General features: G+C 64.3%; 15 protein-coding genes. 9 read left to right on the top strand and 6 right to left on the bottom strand.

Features of this window, described 5'->3' with window-relative positions:
- Nucleotides 1-7 precede the first annotated feature (7 nt).
- From glyS to LQD11_RS04660, 4 genes are read left to right on the top strand one after another with little or no spacing between them, the layout of a single operon-like run.
- Nucleotides 8-2080 carry a glycine--tRNA ligase subunit beta gene (gene glyS / locus LQD11_RS04675; RefSeq protein ID WP_238616468.1) on the top strand — a complete coding sequence of 691 codons (2073 nt, stop codon included), beginning with the start codon at nt 8-10 and terminating at the stop codon, nt 2078-2080.
- The gene (gene gmhB, locus LQD11_RS04670; protein ID WP_238616467.1) at nt 2077-2631 is read left to right on the top strand and encodes a D-glycero-beta-D-manno-heptose 1,7-bisphosphate 7-phosphatase; all 555 of its coding nucleotides are present in this window, start codon (nt 2077-2079) and stop codon (nt 2629-2631) included. Before glyS ends, gmhB begins: the two co-directional genes overlap by 4 nt.
- Entirely contained in the window at nt 2624-3391 is a 768-nt protein-coding gene (locus LQD11_RS04665; RefSeq protein WP_238616466.1) for a lysophospholipid acyltransferase family protein, read from the top strand. The genes gmhB and LQD11_RS04665 overlap by 8 nt, the downstream gene beginning before the upstream one ends.
- Nucleotides 3384-4067 carry a protein tyrosine phosphatase family protein gene (locus LQD11_RS04660; RefSeq protein ID WP_238616465.1) on the top strand — a complete coding sequence of 228 codons (684 nt, stop codon included), beginning with the start codon at nt 3384-3386 and terminating at the stop codon, nt 4065-4067. The genes LQD11_RS04665 and LQD11_RS04660 overlap by 8 nt, the downstream gene beginning before the upstream one ends.
- A gap of 11 nt (nt 4068-4078) precedes the next feature.
- Here the strand turns inward: LQD11_RS04660 and LQD11_RS04655 are convergent, their stop codons facing one another.
- The 3 genes from LQD11_RS04655 to LQD11_RS04645 all read right to left on the bottom strand — a co-directional run bounded on the left by LQD11_RS04655 (nt 4079) and on the right by LQD11_RS04645 (nt 7478).
- On the bottom strand, nt 4079-5812 hold the full coding sequence (locus LQD11_RS04655) for an EAL domain-containing protein (protein WP_238616464.1): 1734 nt from the start codon (nt 5810-5812) through the stop codon (nt 4079-4081).
- Nucleotides 5813-5922: 110 nt separating this feature from the next.
- Nucleotides 5923-6663 carry a tRNA threonylcarbamoyladenosine dehydratase gene (locus tag LQD11_RS04650; protein ID WP_238616463.1) on the bottom strand — a complete coding sequence of 247 codons (741 nt, stop codon included), beginning with the start codon at nt 6661-6663 and terminating at the stop codon, nt 5923-5925.
- Complete coding sequence (locus tag LQD11_RS04645) at nt 6660-7478, bottom strand: TatD family hydrolase (protein ID WP_238616462.1); 819 nt, start codon at nt 7476-7478, stop codon at nt 6660-6662. The genes LQD11_RS04650 and LQD11_RS04645 overlap by 4 nt, the downstream gene beginning before the upstream one ends.
- 349 nt (nt 7479-7827) lie before the next feature.
- On the opposite strand from LQD11_RS04645, the gene LQD11_RS04640 reads away from it, so the two are divergent.
- A complete protein-coding gene (locus tag LQD11_RS04640) occupies nt 7828-8568 on the top strand; it encodes a ferredoxin--NADP reductase (RefSeq protein ID WP_238616461.1) in 741 nt (246 codons plus the stop codon).
- A gap of 87 nt (nt 8569-8655) precedes the next feature.
- On the opposite strand, the gene LQD11_RS04635 is transcribed toward LQD11_RS04640, so the two are convergent.
- On the bottom strand, nt 8656-9165 hold the full coding sequence (locus LQD11_RS04635; protein WP_420828250.1) for a transcriptional repressor: 510 nt from the start codon (nt 9163-9165) through the stop codon (nt 8656-8658).
- A gap of 260 nt (nt 9166-9425) precedes the next feature.
- Here LQD11_RS04635 and LQD11_RS04630 point away from each other — a divergent pair, with 260 nt between their 5' ends.
- From LQD11_RS04630 to LQD11_RS04615, 4 genes are read left to right on the top strand one after another with little or no spacing between them, the layout of a single operon-like run.
- On the top strand, nt 9426-9854 hold the full coding sequence (locus LQD11_RS04630; RefSeq protein ID WP_238616459.1) for a type 2 periplasmic-binding domain-containing protein: 429 nt from the start codon (nt 9426-9428) through the stop codon (nt 9852-9854).
- Complete coding sequence (locus tag LQD11_RS04625) at nt 9851-11077, top strand: hypothetical protein (RefSeq protein WP_238616458.1); 1227 nt, start codon at nt 9851-9853, stop codon at nt 11075-11077. Before LQD11_RS04630 ends, LQD11_RS04625 begins: the two co-directional genes overlap by 4 nt.
- 37 nt (nt 11078-11114) lie before the next feature.
- Nucleotides 11115-13991: a bifunctional diguanylate cyclase/phosphodiesterase gene (locus tag LQD11_RS04620; RefSeq protein WP_238616457.1), complete on the top strand. Its 2877-nt coding sequence runs from the start codon at nt 11115-11117 to the stop codon at nt 13989-13991.
- Nucleotides 13992-13993: 2 nt separating this feature from the next.
- On the top strand, nt 13994-14260 hold the full coding sequence (locus LQD11_RS04615) for a YdcH family protein (protein WP_420828248.1): 267 nt from the start codon (nt 13994-13996) through the stop codon (nt 14258-14260).
- 47 nt (nt 14261-14307) lie between these two features.
- Here the strand turns inward: LQD11_RS04615 and LQD11_RS04610 are convergent, their stop codons facing one another.
- Both LQD11_RS04610 and LQD11_RS04605 read right to left on the bottom strand, forming a co-directional pair.
- Nucleotides 14308-15600, bottom strand: coding sequence for an NAD(P)/FAD-dependent oxidoreductase (locus LQD11_RS04610; RefSeq protein WP_238616455.1), 1293 nt, complete (start codon nt 15598-15600; stop codon nt 14308-14310).
- A gap of 16 nt (nt 15601-15616) precedes the next feature.
- A complete protein-coding gene (locus LQD11_RS04605; RefSeq protein WP_238616454.1) occupies nt 15617-15934 on the bottom strand; it encodes a c-type cytochrome in 318 nt (105 codons plus the stop codon).
- Between the last annotated feature and the right edge of the window lie 123 nt (nt 15935-16057).

Below are 16057 nucleotides of genomic sequence, written 5' to 3'. Positions count from 1 at the left end.
CAACATCATGAGCGAAACACAGGATCTTCTGATCGAGATCGGCACCGAAGAGCTGCCGCCCAAAGCCCTCAAGGGTCTGCGGGATGCCTTTGCGGACGGTGTCGTCAAGGGGCTGGCGGATGCCGGCCTTGACCCCGTTGACCACGTGGCCTATGCCGCGCCCCGCCGCCTGGCGGTGTGGGTCAGGGGCCTGCCGCCGCGCCAAGCGGATCAGGCCATGGAGCGCCGGGGGCCGGCCCTGGCCGCCGCCTTCGATGCCCAGGGCAACCCCACCCGTGCCGCCCAGGGGTTTGCCGCCTCCTGCGGCGTGGCGGTGACCGACCTGGCGCGTCTGGAAACGGACAAGGGCGCCTGGCTGGTGCACCGTCACCTGGAGCCGGGGCGTGACACCGCCGCCCTGGTGCCCGCCATCGTCGAGGCCGCTTTGGCGGCCCTGCCCATTCCCAAGCGCATGCGCTGGGGCGATGGTGACGCGGAATTCGTGCGTCCGGTGCACTGGGTGGTGATGTTGCTGGGTTCCGAGGTCATCCAGGCCCCCATCCTGGGCATCCCGGCGGGTCGCGAGACCCGGGGGCATCGCTTCCATCACCCCGCGACCCTGGCCCTGTCCGCGCCGTCCGAATATGCCCCGCTGCTGGAGACCCAGGGCTGGGTGAAGGTGGACTTCGAGGCCCGTCGCGCCGCCATTCGCGGCCAGGTGGAGGCCGCCGCCGCCGAGCTGGGCGGTCGGGCGGTGATCGAGTCGGATCTGCTGGACGAGGTGACCGCCCTGGTGGAATGGCCGGTGGCGGTGGTGGGCCACTTCGAGGCCCGCTTCCTGGAAGTGCCCCAGGAGGCGCTGATCTCCACCATGCAGGACAACCAGAAATACTTCCCGGTGGTGGACGGGGAAGGGCGCCTGATGCCCCACTTCATCACCATCAGTAACGTGGACTCCCGGGCGCCGGAGCGGGTGCGGGAGGGCAACGAACGGGTGATCCGGCCCCGCTTCTCCGACGCGGAATTCTTCTGGAACCAGGATCGCCGCCGTCCCCTGGAGAGCCATCTGGAGGCCCTGAAGACGGTGGTATTCCAGCACAAGCTGGGCAGCCTGCACGACAAGACCCTGCGGGTGGTACGTCTGGCGGGGTTGCTGGCCCGGGACATGGGGGCCGATCCCGATCAGGCCCGCCGGGCCGCCCTGCTGAGCAAGTGCGACCTGCAGACCCAGATGGTGTTCGAGTTCACCGAGCTGCAGGGCACCATGGGGCGCTACTACGCCGCCCATGACGGCGAGCCGGAGGCGGTGGCCGCGGCCCTGGAACAACAGTATCTGCCCCGCCACGCGGGGGATGCCCTGCCGGCCGGCCCGGTGGGTCGGGTGCTGGCCCTGGCGGACCGTCTGGATACCCTGGTGGGGATCTTCGCCATCGGCCAGAAGCCTACCGGCGCCAAGGACCCCTTCGGTCTGCGCCGGGCCGCCCTGGGGGTGCTGCGCATCCTGGTGGAACTGGAGCTTCCCCTGGATCTGGAGACTCTGCTGCAACAGAGCGCGGAAGGCTACGAGGGCCGGGTGCCGGCCGTCCCTGCCGTGCCCCAGGTGCTGGAGTACGTGATGGAGCGTCTGCGGGCCTATTACCTGGACCGGGGTATCCGCCCCGAGGTGTTCGAGGCGGTGCTGGCGGTGCGGCCCACCCGTCCTCTGGATTTCGACCATCGGGTGCGGGCGGTGGAGCATTTCCTGGGACTGCCGGAAGCCGAGGCCCTGGCGGCGGCTCACAAGCGCATTCACAACATCCTGCGCAAGGTGGAGGGCGGCCTGCCCGACCGGGTGGAAACCCGCCTGCTGGCGGAGTCGGCGGAGCAGGATCTGCATCGCCACCTGGAAGGATTACGGGAGGCGGTGGCCGCTCATCTGGACGCGGGCGAGTACACCGATGGCCTGACCCGGCTGGCGGCCCTGCGCGGTCCCGTGGACGCCTTCTTCGATCAGGTGATGGTGATGGCCGAGGATCCGGCCCTGCGGGATAACCGGCTGGCGCTGCTCAATCGCCTGGCGGGGCTGTTCCTGCGGGTGGCGGACCTGTCCCGGCTGCCGTGAAGCTCGTCATCCTGGACCGGGACGGGGTCATCAACCGGGACTCCCCCGACTACATCAAGTCACCGGCGGAATGGGTGCCGTTGCCCGGAAGCCTGGAGGCCATCGCCCGTCTGAACCGGGCCGGCTGGTGCGTGGCGGTGGCCACCAACCAGTCGGGCCTGGCCCGAGGGCTGTTCGATCTGCCCACCCTGCGGGCCATCCACCGGCGCATGGAGGCGGCCCTGGCGCCCCTGGGAGGGCGCATCGACGGGATCTTTTACTGTCCCCACGGTCCGGACGAGGGTTGTGACTGCCGCAAGCCCCTGCCGGGTCTGTTCGAACGGATCGGCCGGGCATTCAGCGTGCCCTTGGCCGGGGTTCCTGCCGTGGGCGATTCTCCGCGCGATCTCCAGGCCGCCGCCGCCGCCGGTTGTACCCCGATCCTGGTGCGGACCGGCAACGGTCTCAAGGCCCTCGCCGAAGGGCAGGTACCCGCGGGCACGCCGGTCTTTGCGGATCTGGCCGAGGTGGTGGAATATCTGCTGACTGAAACGGATCAAGCCCATGACTGAATACCCTCCGGCCACGCCATGGCTTTATCTGCGCGCGGGCCTGTTCTGGACCGGTTTGGCCCTGTCCACGGTCCTGTTTGCCCTCTTCAGCCCCCTGCTGCTGCCGCTGAAATGGCATGGGCGTTTCCGGGTGCTGTCCCAGTGGACCCGCTTCAATCTGTGGTGGCTGACACTGACCTGCGGGCTGCGTCATACCGTGACTGGCACCGAGCATCTGGGCGGTGAGGCCCGGGTACTGATGTGCAAGCACCAGTCGGCCTGGGAGACCCTGGCCCTGCAGCAGTTCATTCCGCCCCAGGTGTGGGTACTCAAGCAGGAGCTGATGCGCATCCCCTTCTTCGGCTGGGCCATCGGCATGCTCGAACCCATCGCCCTGGACCGGGCCGCCGGTCGCAAGGCCATGGATCAGCTGGTGGCCCAGGGGTTGGATCGGCTCGACCGGGGGTTGTGGGTGGTCCTGTTTCCCGAGGGAACCCGGACGCCGCCCGGCCATCAGGGCCGTTACAAGGTGGGCGGGGCGGTGCTGGCGGCACGCAGCGGTCGTCCGGTGATCCCGGTGGCCCACAATGCGGGTCTGTTCTGGCCCCGCAACAGCTTCATCAAGTATCCGGGGACCATCCAGGTGGAGATCGGACCGCCCATCCCCACCGAGGGCAGAAAGCCCGAGGCCATCATGAAGGATGTCCAAACCTGGATCGAATCCCGCACTGCGGTGCTGTGCGGACTGTCCGGGTCGGATGCGAATCACTCCCATGAATGAAACCCCACCCGGTTGGGATCTGAGCACCCGATCCGGCCGTCGCCGGGCCTACCTGCATGCCTTGTGGCGAGATGACGGCTGGGTGAGGGAATATGGCCTGTCCAATTTTCACCGGATTTCCGACCGGGCCTGGCGCTCGGGCCAGCCCTCGCCGCGTCATCTGTACCGGCGCATTCCCCGTCACGGCATTCGTACCGTGGTGAACCTGCGGGGGGAAGAACCGGACAATCCCATGCTGGCCCTGGAGGCGGATGCTTGTGCACGCCTGGGCGTGGCGTTGCACTCTCTGAAACTCTACTCCCGGGATCTGCCCACCCCGGAGGCGATTCACGAGGCCCATGATCTGCTGCATCGCATCGCCTATCCGGTCTGGTTTCATTGCAAGTCCGGGGCGGACCGGGCCGGGCTGATGGGGACCCTGTATCTGCATTGGATGGAGGGGGTGCCCCTGGCGCAGACGCGACAACTGCGCCTGTGGCCCTATTTCCATTACCGCTGGGCCAAGACCGGCCTGCTGGATCACTTCTTCGAGGCCTATCTGCTGGATACGGCGGATTCCCCCATGTCCCTGCTGGAATGGGTGGATACCCGCTACGACCGCAGGGCCCTGAAAAAGGCCTTCCGGCCCCGGCGGGTCGTGGGCGCTCTGGTGGATCGGGTCCTGCGCCGGGAGTAGGGCGCCAGGGGTCAGCGCCCCAGTACCACCGATTCCAGCGGCCTCGGCTGGCCGATGAAATGGCCCTGCACGTGGTCCACGCCGATGTCCTGCAGGATCTTCAGGATGGCTTCCGATTCCACATATTCGGCGATGGTCTGCTTGCCCATGAGGTGGGCGATGTCGTTGATGGAACTGACCAGGGCCCGGTCGGTGGCATCCTGAACCACGTCCCGCACGAAGATGCCGTCGATCTTCAGGTATTGCACCGGCAGGGTGCGCAGGTAGCCGAAGGACGACATGCCGCTACCGAAGTCATCCAGTGAGAAACGGCAGCCTAGCCGGCTCAGACGTGAAAACAGATGATTGGCGTTGTCCAGGTTGGCGATGGCCACGGTTTCCGTCACTTCGAAGCAGAGCTTCTCGGGGGGGATGTTGGCGTACTCCAGCGTCTCCAGCACAAAATCCAGAAAGACGTTGTCTCCCACCGAGTGCCCCGACAGATTGATGGCACAGGCATCCAGCAGGTCCAGCAGCGGGCGTTGATCCGCCAGCCAGGTCAGGCACTGGCGGATGACATGGCGATCAATGGCGGTGGCCAGATTGTAGCGTTCCGCCGCCGGCAGGAAGTCACCGGGACTGATCAGGCTGTCCTGGTCCTCCCGCAGGCGCATCAGCACCTCGAAGTGGGTGCCATGGTCCTTCTGCGTCGACAGGGCCTGGATGGGCTGGGCAAACAGGATCAGCCTGGATTCCTTGATGGCGGACTGGATCCGGTTGACCCACTGCATTTCTCCCTGGAGCCTGAGCAGTCCGGTGTCATTCTGCTTGAAGACACTGACCCGATTGCGTCCCTTGTCCTTGGCGGCATTGCAGGCGGTATCCGCCGCCGCCATGAGAGCGATACCACTGGTGCTGCCGGATGTGACGGGAACCACGCCGAGGCTGGCGCTCAGGCTGAAAGTGCGGTTTTCCCATTGAAACGTGAAACCCTGCAGGGCTTCACGCAGGCTTTCCGCGCGGGCCAGCGCCCGTTCCAGGGGGAGTGTCTGCAGCAGCAACGCGAATTCGTCTCCACCCAACCGGGCCAGGGAATCGCCAAGGAGCATGTGCTCGCTGAGCAGGTTGCCGATCCGGCGCAGCAGTTCATCGCCGGCCACATGGCCGCTGGTGTCATTGATGAGCCGGAACTGATCCAGATCCAGATAGATCAGGGCATGCTGGTGATTGTATTTTCTGGCATCGTGGATCGCCCGCTCCAGCCGGAACATCAGTTCGCGTCGGTTGAGCAGTCCGGTGAGGGGATCATGACTGGCCTGGTAGTTGAGCTGGGTGACCAGGGAGCGGAATTCGGTGGCATCGCTGAAGCTGATCACCGCACCGCCGATGCCCGCGCCCTGTCGCAGCGGGGTGATGGACAGGTGGACGGGTTGGGGATGGCGATCCCTGCGCCACAACACGGTTTCCAGCCGTTCCAGGGGCTGCCCATCACACAGCACCCGTCGGATGGGGGAGTCTTCCCAGGGGATGGGTGTGCCGTCCTGGGCGGCCTTCATCAGCAGGGCATGGGCCGACTGGCCGAGCAGGGCGGGGCGGGCAAAGCCCAGCAGGCCCAGGGCTGCCTGATTCACGTAGGTGATTAGACCCTGTTCGTCCACGGCAAACAGCGGCGAGGGGGCGTTGTCCAGCAACTGGTGCAGTCGTTGCGCCAGATGTGCCGGGTCGGGCCGCTTTGCCGCTGGAGGGGGAGGCGCGTCTTGCATCATGTCCCTTGCCTTGATAAAGAGACGGCCGGTCCCCGGTGTGTCGTTGCCGGCGGTTCAGGGGCCGCTTTCGCAGACTATACTGCAAAAATCCGCGCCGGGCGTCATGTCCTTTAAGGGCGGCAGGTGGCAAGGGTGCGGATCACCTGTCCGGCCAGCATCAGCCCGAACAGTCCGGGCATGTAGGAAATGGTGCCGTTGACCGCCCGGGCACGACCGCTGACGGGGCCTTCAATGGGACGATGTTCGGTGCCCTTGACGGCGGTTTCGGTGGAATACACCACGGGATAATCCAGATGCGCCCCCAGACGGCGCAGCCGCTTGCGCATCTCCCGGGCCAGGGGACACTTGTCGGTCTCGGCCAGTGGTCCGATGCGTACCGCCGTCGGATCCAGGCGTCCGCCCGCCCCCATGCTGGAGATGACGGGTATCTTCCGTTGTTGACAGGCATGCACCAGGGCGGCCTTGCAGGCGATGGAATCGATGCAGTCCAGCACGTGGTCCACGTCCGCCGGCAACAGCGCATCCACATTGTCCGGTGTCAGGAAATCACCCAGCACCGTGACCTTGAGGGCGGGATTGATATCCTGGATCCGGTCCGCCATCACCTCTGCCTTGGATCGGTTCAGGGTGGAATGCAGGGCCACCAGCTGGCGATTCATATTGGAGGGACCGACCCGGTCGTGATCCAGCAGGGAGATGCGCCCGATGCCGGCGCGGGCGATGGCCTCGGCGGCACTGCCGCCCACGCCGCCCAGGCCGGCGATGAAGATATGGCACCGGGCCAGTCGCTCCAGCCCGGCCGGTCCGATCAGCAGTTCGGTGCGTTCGTGGAGGGGGTTGGGGTGGCTCAAGGTGTTGTCCGCGGCTGATGAGTCAGGGGCGGATCATCGGGGATGCCGCCCGGTCTGTCCAGGCGGAACAGCCGGATGGCGTTGTCGCGGGTGATCCGTGCGATCTCCCGTGGGGATTCGTCCCTCAGTTCGGCCAGGGTCCGGACCACTTCCGGCAGCCAGGCAGGCTCATTGCGTTGTCCCCGATGGGCCAGCCCCGGCTGGTCGGGGGCGTCGCTTTCCACCAGCAAGGCACGGGCCGGCAGCCAGGCCGCCAGTGCGCGCAGGCGCTGTGCCCGGGGGTAGGTGAGGGGGCCGCCGAGGCCGAGAAAAAATCCCAGTTCCAGCAATTTTTCCGCCTGTTGCCGGCTACCGGAAAAGCTGTGTACGACACCCTTGAGCCCCGGTCGTTGCCGCAGGGCCTGGGTGACCTGATCCACCGCCCGTCGGGCGTGGATGATGACGGGCAGGTCATGGGTCAGCGCCAGATCCAGTTGTGCCCTGAAACAGGCCTGCTGGGCTTTTTCATCCAGTCCCTGGACGAAAAAATCCAGGCCGCACTCCCCGACCGCCACGGCCGGTTCGCGCCGCAGCCAGTCATCCAGGGCCTGGATATCGGTCGGTCGGTGGGCCTGCAGATAGACCGGGTGCAAGCCGTAGGCGGGATGAAGTCCGGGCAGGGAGGTCGCCACTTCCCTGAGTCGTGTCCAACCGGCCCGCGTGATGGCCGGGATGATCATGGCCTCCACGCCCGCCTCCCGGGCACGTCGCCGGCAGTCTTCCCGGTCCGCGTCAAAGGCCGGGACGTCGAAATGGCAGTGGCTGTCGATGAGCATGGCTTCACTCCGTGCAGGCGGTTGGACAAAGGCGTACTTCCCCTGGTGTTGAAAAATCCCGTCCGCGGCGTCACCTTATGGTGCTGGGAAAGTTCTGGAAAAGCACCTTGCGTGACCCCGCGAAGGTTCCTTGTTGTGATTCCACGAAGGTTCCTTTGTCGTCACTCCCGCGAAGGCGGGAGTCCAGGGTTTCCAGTCTGTGACTGGATTCCCGCTTGCGCGGGGATGACTTGTCCAGAACACCCCTGGAGGGTTGTTCGGTCGCCATCGATCAATACGCCCGGATGGGCATATCGTCGGCGGCCGGATCATCCCACGACTATTCTCCGGATAATTTAAGGGTGGAACCATGGCAGGATGGCTCAGTGGTGAGGTGGTGGAACTCAAGCGCTGGACGCAGCGACTCTATTCCCTGCGTGTGGAGGCCCCCGTGGATCCCTTCAGGGCTGGTCAGTTCAACCGGCTCTCGGTGATGGTGGACGGCGAGCGGGTGGCGCGCCCCTATTCCTACGTGAATGCCCCGGATGAGCGTCCGCTGGATTTTTACTTCATCACCGTTCCGGAAGGTCCCCTTACCAATCACCTGGTCACTCTGTCTCCCGGAGACACCGTGGACGTGATGGCCAAGGCGAACGGCTTTTACACCCTGGAAGAGGTTCCCGATGGTGAGGTGCTGTGGATGTTCGCCACCGGGACCGCGCTGGGTCCCCACCTGTCCATCCTCAAGACCGAGGCGCCCTGGCGGCGTTTTCAGCGCATCGTGCTGGTACACGCGGTCAGGACCCGGGAGGAACTGACCTATCAGGACACCATCGACGCATTTCGTGATCATGGAGCACGGTTCCAGTTCGTGCCCTTCGTCAGTCGTGAGGAAAGTCCGGGGGCCCTGCCCGGGCGTATCCCCGCCGCCATCGAGTCTGGCCTGCTGGAGCGGCATACGGGACTGCCGCTGACCCCGGATGCCGCCCAGGTCATGATCTGCGGCAACCCGGACATGGTCCGGGATACCAGCGAGGTCCTCAAGGGACGGGGCATGACCAGGAACCGGCGTCGTGAACCCGGTCACATCACCACGGAAAACTACTGGTAGACGCGGGGCGCGGTGACCTTGGGATATCCCGGGTCATGCCCGAAACCGTCCGTCACTCCCGCGCAAGCGGGAATCCAGTCATGGGGCTTACCTTTTCAGCGCCGCGTTTTCCTGCCCTCCGGCGTGCGCCTGCCCCTGTTCCCGGCAATGGGCGCATAGCCCCCGCCCTTCCATGATCTGATGCTCCAGCAGGAAACCCTGCCTGCGCGCCTGGTCTTCCAGCGCCCGGTTGATGGCCGGGTTTTCCATCTCCGTGACCACGCCGCAGCGTCGGCAGATCAGCAGCAGGCAGCGATGTTCGTGCTCGGGCCTTGCGCAGCCCACATAGCCGTTGAGGCTTTCGATGCGGTGAATCAGGCCCTGGGCCAGCAGGAAGTCCAGGGCCCGGTACACGGTGGGTGGTTTCACCGTATGGTCATCAGAACTTAATTGATGGATCAGGTCATAAGCCTTGATGGCCTCGTGGTTCTGCCAGATCTGTTCCAGTACCCGGCGTCGCAGGGGCGTCAGTCTGGCTCCGCGCGCCGAGCACAGGCGTTCGGCGGATTCAAGGGCCTGGGTGATGCAGGCCGCATGGTTGTGGCCGGGATCGGCGATGTCTGGCATGGTCATGTCCAACGGGTGTGTGCCTGCGACGGTGTCGCCAGGGTATATCACAGATCATGGGATATCAGGGGCAATACGCCGGATCCCCGGTATGGACTCGACTCTGACGCCGGGCTATTGTGATTGGCAAAAGCGCTTGAGGCATGTGCTATAGGTGATGGAGTGAGGGAAGTGGGTGTTGCGGGGTGGCAGGGGACATGAGGGATGTTTTATATCGGAGGTGTCGGGGATGGGGGGCCTCCGGTCGGCGATTGGTCACCCTGACCTGCCTGCTGTGGGTCGGCACGGCCCTGCTGCCCGGCACCATTGCCGCCGCCCAGGTCGTTGTGGTCAATGACTCCATCACACAGAATGCCTTGCCCCTGGCCACGGTGCGGGCCATCTTCAGTCTGCGCGTACAGTCACTCAACGGGCACAAGGTCACTGTGTTCGTCCTGGATTCAAGGGATCCGGTTCATGCGGCCTTCAGCAAGGATGTCTTGGGCGTCTTTCCCTACCAGCTTGAGGCCGCCTGGAACCGAAGCATCTTTTCCGGTGCCAGCAGGGGACCGGTGATCGTGGGTTCCGAAGCGGAAATGCGCCGTCGCGTGGCCAATACCGTGGGCGGCATCGGATATCTGAGTCAACCGGTCACCGGTGCCGGTATCCGGGTTCTGAACATTGAAGGGAGTCATCCATGATTTGCCCCTGGAAGGCAGCGTCCTGGTCCATGGCAGTATTCATGTCGGTGGTGTGTGTGCCACCGCTGCAGGCCGCGGATCGGCCGCTTCATGTCCACGGCTTTGTCAGTCAGGGCTATCTGTATTCCACCCATAACAATTATTACGGCAACAGCACCCAGGGCAGTTTCGATCTGACGGAATTGGGGGTGAATGTCTTCCACTCTCCCGTCGCGCCCGTGTCCCTGGCGGCCCAGGTGGTCAGCCGCCGGGCCGGGGAACTGTATGACGGCGATCCCCGGATCGACTACGCCTTTGTGGATTATCGTCTTTATTCCTCGCTGGAGGGTTACGGCGGCGTCCGGCTCGGCAGGGTCAAGATTCCCATCGGCTTCCACAACGAGACCCGGGACGTGGCCACCACCCGTCCGGGTATCTTGTTGCCTCAGTCCATCTATGTCGAGGGTCTGGGCATCCGCGACTTCTATATCGGTGTGGATGGTCTGGCCGCTTACGGAGAGTGGTTCCTGCCCAGATCCACCCTGCAGCTGGATTTCGGCATTGCCGTGCCGACCACCCTGCAGGACGAGACGCAGGCCGCTTTCCTGCGCACCGTATCGGCGCCGGGCGATCTGCGTCTCACCTCGGGACAGAGTCTTCGGGCACTCTATGAACAGGATGGAGGTCAGCTCAGGCTGGCGGCCACCTATTCGCGGGTGCGCACCGAGTACCGGCCGGCCGAGCCGGACTTTCTGCAGCGCGGGCTTGCGCCGGTGGATGCCCTGGTGCTGAGCGTGGAATGGAACCGGGAAGACTTCAGCCTCATGGCCGAGGCGGTCCATCGCCGCATCCGCCGCAGCGGCTTTATCCCGGCCGCACCCGATGCCACCCGCTATGAACAGGGTTATTACATCCAGGGGACCTATCGTCTGGGCAACGGCTGGGAGGCCTTTTTGCGCTACGACACCCACTGGAACGACCGCACGGACCGCTCGGGGCGGCGTCAGTCCCTGGAGTCGCTGGGGCCGGGCTCCCTGGCCCCGCAGGCGCCCCATCGTTTCTATCAGCATCAGTGGACCCTGGGCACGGGTTGGCGGATCACGCCGCAATGGCTGCTGCGGGCCGAGTGGCACCATGTGGACGGTACGGCGCTGACTCCCCTGGCCGATAATCCGGTATTCGATGAGGCCGGCGGACGGGCGCGCTGGAATCTGTTTGCCTTGCAGGCATCTTTCACCTTCTGAGCATGAGTTCCCTGACCGATAAAAGGATGGCGAGGTCTTGAGTCTGAAATGGAAACTGCTGCTGGTGATGGGGGTGCTGCTTGCGGGGCTGTTCACCGGCTTTGCCGTGCTCAATCACCAGAGTCTGCAAGGCCAGTACGAGGAACTTCGGGCCATGGAGCAGCAGCGTTCCCGCATGCAGTTGCAGGGTCTGTTGCAGCAGTCTCAGACGGATCTGCTCAACCTGGCGCACCTCATTCCGTCTTTGTCCGGGCTTCGGCAGGCGCTAAAACTGGGAGATGCCGGGGAACTGGGTCGATTGTTTGCACCCCAGTGGGCCAGTCTGCAGGTGGATACGGATCTGGTCATGGCGGGTTTTATCGATGCTCACGGCCGGTTCCTGGTGGAAGTGCAGATCCTGGATGCGGCTCATGAATGGCCGCCACGCCTGTGGTCCGCGGTGGACCAGGCGCTTCTGGCGGAAGTACCCAGTACGTTCACCGATTGCAACCCTCTCTGCCTGAGCTACGCCGTGGCGCCGGTGCTGGCCAATGGCCGGACGGTCGGGGCCGTGGTGCTGGCGCGTCCCATGTCTCACCTGGTGGTGTCCTTCAACGAGTTGTCCGCCCTGGACGTGGCCATGTTCAGCCTGAATGCCGCGGCAGAGGTGGAGGCCGGTGCCCGGCAACCCCGGTTGATGGGGATTACCAGCCGTGACCGATTGGAGCCCCTGCTGCAATCCGGTGTCCTGGAGTCGTTGTCGCCTGGCGTGGTGACGTTATTTCAGCTGGATGGTCGTCGTGAGCTGGAATTGACCCCCTTTCTGTTGCTGGACGATGCTTCGGCCCACCAGATCCTCGCCGTGGTGATCACCGATGTGACACAGGCACGGCGCCAGATCACCATCGCCCAGCGCCAGAATGTGCTCATGGGCGTGGCCGGGCTGATGCTCTTTGCCATGGCGGTCGTGGCAATGACACGAACGCCGCTTGTGCGTCTGCGTCGTGTGGCGCGTCAGTTGCCGTTGCTGGCCGAACGGCGTTTTGATGCGTTCCGAAACGGGTTGGCAAGTCCCCTGCGCCCCTTCTTCCCGGACGAACTGAGTCTGTTGGAAAGTACCACGCTCAGGCTGGCAGACCGGTTGGAGCGGCTGGAGGCCGATGTTCGCCGCCAGCGGGACTCCCTGGACCTGAAGGTACGGGAGCTTTCCATCGAGCGGGAGCGCTACGCCTTGGCGGCGGCCGGCACCAATGACGGGATTTGGGACTGGAACCTGGAAACCGATGAAATCTTCTATTCTCCCCGCTGGCAGACCATGCTGGGGTATGAGGCGGGTGAGTTGACGAGCCATCCCGACGAATGGTTTGGGCGCCTGCATCCGGATGATCGGCTCCAGCTGCAGCAGGAACTGGAATCGCATCTGACCGGCCGTAGCCCCTGCCTGGAAATGGAGTGTCGCATGCGTCATGCGATCGATGGCTATCGCTGGATGCATTTCCGGGGACTTGGAGTGCGCAATGGCGCCGGCAAGGTCCACCGCATCGCCGGTTCCATGAGCGATGTGACCGAGCGTCGTCGCATCGAGGAGCAGCTGCGCCATGACGCATTGCATGATCATCTGACCCGGTTGCCCAATCGCACCCTGTTCGTGGATCGTTTGCAGCGCGCCATTTCCCGTTACCGTCGATCCGGCAACGGGTATGCCGTCGTGTTTCTGGACCTGGACAACTTCAAGACGGTCAATGACAGCCTGGGGCATATCCTCGGCGACCAGATGCTCATCCAGCTGGGCCGGCGTCTGCAGCAGTGCCTGCGTCCAGGGGATTCCGTGGCTCGCTTTGGCGGCGACGAGTTCGTGCTGCTGCTGGAGGACATCACGTCCGAGGAGGAAGTGAGGCAGGTGGTTGCCCGGCTGCAGTCCGCCATGCAGACACCCGTCCGGGTGGGTGATCAGGACATCTTCGTCGGTTTCAGCGTGGGTATCGCTCTGGGAAGTCCCGAGGACCGGAGCGCGGATGATGTACTGCGCAATGCGGATACCGCCATGTACCAGGCCAAGATCCACAACCCCGGGAACAGCATGTTCTTCAGCGGCAGCATGCGGGCCAGTGCGGTCCGTAGGCTCAGTCTGGAAACCGCGATGCGCCATGCCCTGGAGCGACATCAGTTCGTTCTGCATTATCAACCGCTGGTTTCCATGGAGGATGGGCGCCTGCTGGGTTTCGAAGCCCTGCTGCGCTGGCCTCGTCTGGGAGACAGGCCGGTATCACCAGCGGATTTCATCCCCTTGGCGGAGCAGACCGGTCTCATCATTCCCATGGGACGGTGGGTCGTGGAGCTTGCGATTGAACAGGCTGCACGTTGGCAACGGATGGGACTCCCTTCCGCCGGAGGCGTTCTTCCCATCAACATCAATGTTTCCGGCAAGCAGTTCCGTGATCCGGAGCTGGTATCCGTCATTCAGCAATCCCTGAAGCACCACGGCATCTCCGGGCGCTGTCTGAAAGTGGAACTCACCGAAAGTGCCGTGATGGAGAACGGAGCCCAGGCCCTTGAGGTCATGGGAGCCCTGAAGGACATCGGTATCGACCTGTGCATGGACGATTTTGGTACCGGCTATTCTTCTTTGAGCCAGTTGCGGGATCTGCCCTTCGATGTGGTCAAGATCGATCGGTCCTTCGTGCATCGGTTGACCAGCGATCCTCGTCATGTGGGTATTGTCAGGGGCGTGACGGCGATTGCCCGGGAACTGGACAAGTCACTGGTGGCCGAGGGCGTGGAAACCCCCGAGCAGGTGGCCCGTCTGCTGGATTTGGGGTGTACCGTCGGCCAGGGCTACCTGTTTTCTCCAGCGGTGGAGGCGGAGCAGGCCGAGGCCTGGGCCAGGCGCGCCGAGGGGTGCTTTGCGTCAGTCCTGGGGCGAGTGAGCGCCTGAACATGGCGCCCAGATGCCGGTTTTGGGATGATGTCCGGGTCAGTGTTGCCGGAGAGAACGGTTTGAATACAGAAGATCTGGAGCCGCTGCGCGGCCGGTTGGCCGAACTCAAGGAAGAACATCGTGCGCTGGACGATGCGATTCACCGTCTGGCGGAGGGGCCGTTTGTGGATCAGATCCGGCTGACCCGCCTCAAAAAACGCAAGCTTCAGCTCAGGGATGTGATCGCCCGGCTGGAGAGTCGTCTCATCCCTGATCTGAATGCCTGAAATGCCGGTCGTCGGTGGAACCACCGACGACCGGTGTCCTCAGGGCGTCATCCCCAGATATCCGCGGTGATGCTGTCGTACCAGCCCTGGGCATAGCGTGCTTCCTGGCGCCGGAAGTTGGGACCCGCGTCGGCGGGGCTGACGCCGCCGGAGCCGGGGACGCCGGTGATGGTGCCGTCGGTGAACCGGTAGACGGCGGCAATGCTGATACCGTACTCCGGTCCCACCAGGCTGTAGCAGGTATTCACCGTCGACAGGGCGAGCATGTCCTGGTCGGCCATGGCGCGGACAATGGCGGCGGCGGCGGTCTTGCCCTGGGTATTGGCGGAATGGCCGGACTTGGGCATCTCCCCGGCAATGCAGGCATCCCCGATCACGTAGATGTCCGGGTCCATCTCCGACTGGAAGGTGAGTTGGTTGACCGGGCACCAGCCGGTGGCGCCGGTCAGCCCCGCCTCCCGGGCGATACTGCCCGCCATCTGGGGAGGGATGAAGTTCAGCACATCCGCCCGGAAGCGGGTGAGGCCGCCGTCCGAGTAGACGGTCCGGGTGGCCGGGTCCATCCGCTCCACCTGCCCGCCCTGGGAACTGGGCACCCATTCGATCATGTCGCCGTAAAGCTGTTTCCAGCCGTCCATGAACAGGCCTTGCTTGGAGAAGGCTTCCTTGTTGTCCAGGATGATGATCTTGGCGCGCGGCTTGTGCTGCTTGAAATAGTGGGCCACCATGCCGGCCCGCTCATAGGGCCCGGGCGGGCAGCGGAATGGGTTGCCCGGCGCCACCATGACGAAGACCCCACCGTCCGGCATGGCTTCCAGCTGGCGACGCAGGGTCACGGTCTGGGGACCGGCCTTCCAGGCATGGGGGATCTCCTCCGCCACGTCCCGGCTGTAACCTTCCACCGCATCGTAGCGGAAGTCGATACCCGGCGAGAGCACCAGTTTCCGGTAGCTGAGCCGCTCGCCGCCGGCCAGATGCACGGTATGGGCATCACGGTCGATGGCGGTGACGGTGTCATGGATGATCTCGACGCCGTGCTTGTCACGAAGCGCCCCGTAGGTCTGCTCCAGGTTTTCCATGCGGGTCAGCCCACCCAGATACCAGTTGGAGCCGTAACAGGTGTGATAGCGTGCATTCGGCTCGATGAGCACGACCCTGAGGCCGGGCTCGAATCGCTTCAGATATTTGGCGGCCGTGGCGCCCCCCGAGCCGCCCCCGATCACCACGACCTGGTCCTTGCCCTTGCGGCCGTCCGGGAGGGTGCCGCAGGCGGCCAGTGCGGTGGCGGCACCGCCGGCGCCCAGGGCGCGGAGGAAATTTCTGCGTGACATCTGTCTCATGGTCGCTGTGCCTCTCCTAGCGCAGGGTGCTGAGATATTCGGCGATGAGCTTGATTTCCTCATCCGTGTAACCGGTGGCATGGCGATCCATGACGGTGGCGGGCCGGGTGCCGTCCCGGAATGCCTTCATCTGCGAGATCATGATCTCCGGAGGATACCCGTAGATGCTGGGGATGCTGCCGGCACTGTGTCCGTCGGTGCCGTGGCAGGCATAGCATGTGGTGGCCATGAGGGCCCCGCGGGAGATTTCGGCGGTTGCTGTCTGGGTCAGCCCCATGCCGACCAGGAAGATTGCGAGGGCGCGGCCTGTGTGGCGCAAAACGGTCTGTTTCATGGAATTCAGTGTCCTCCTTATGTAAGGTGGCGGGCTCCGTGTATCCGCTTCCGTTCCTTGATGATAACTTCGAGACATATACTTAATCTTTCATGGCATTTGGGAATTGATTTGTGTCAACTG

This window comes from Ectothiorhodospira shaposhnikovii, assembly GCF_022227765.1.
In the GTDB taxonomy this organism is placed as follows: Bacteria; Pseudomonadota; Gammaproteobacteria; order Ectothiorhodospirales; family Ectothiorhodospiraceae; genus Ectothiorhodospira.
This window is presented reverse-complemented; position numbering and strand designations above follow the sequence as displayed.

Bases quoted from the DNA above. Each gene is read 5' to 3' on its own strand.
- glyS (WP_238616468.1), top strand. From the start codon at position 8: ATGAGCGAAACACAGGATCTTCTGATCGAGATCGGCACCGAAGAGCTG.
- LQD11_RS04665 (WP_238616466.1), top strand. From the start codon at position 2,624: ATGACTGAATACCCTCCGGCCACGCCATGGCTTTATCTGCGCGCGGGC.
- LQD11_RS04660 (WP_238616465.1), top strand. From the start codon at position 3,384: ATGAATGAAACCCCACCCGGTTGGGATCTGAGCACCCGATCCGGCCGT.
- LQD11_RS04655 (WP_238616464.1), bottom strand. From the start codon at position 5,812: ATGATGCAAGACGCGCCTCCCCCTCCAGCGGCAAAGCGGCCCGACCCG.
- LQD11_RS04645 (WP_238616462.1), bottom strand. From the start codon at position 7,478: ATGCTCATCGACAGCCACTGCCATTTCGACGTCCCGGCCTTTGACGCG.
- LQD11_RS04640 (WP_238616461.1), top strand. From the start codon at position 7,828: ATGGCAGGATGGCTCAGTGGTGAGGTGGTGGAACTCAAGCGCTGGACG.
- LQD11_RS04625 (WP_238616458.1), top strand. From the start codon at position 9,851: ATGATTTGCCCCTGGAAGGCAGCGTCCTGGTCCATGGCAGTATTCATG.
- LQD11_RS04615 (WP_420828248.1), top strand. From the start codon at position 13,994: ATGGCGCCCAGATGCCGGTTTTGGGATGATGTCCGGGTCAGTGTTGCC.
- LQD11_RS04610 (WP_238616455.1), bottom strand. From the start codon at position 15,600: ATGAGACAGATGTCACGCAGAAATTTCCTCCGCGCCCTGGGCGCCGGC.
- LQD11_RS04605 (WP_238616454.1), bottom strand. From the start codon at position 15,934: ATGAAACAGACCGTTTTGCGCCACACAGGCCGCGCCCTCGCAATCTTC.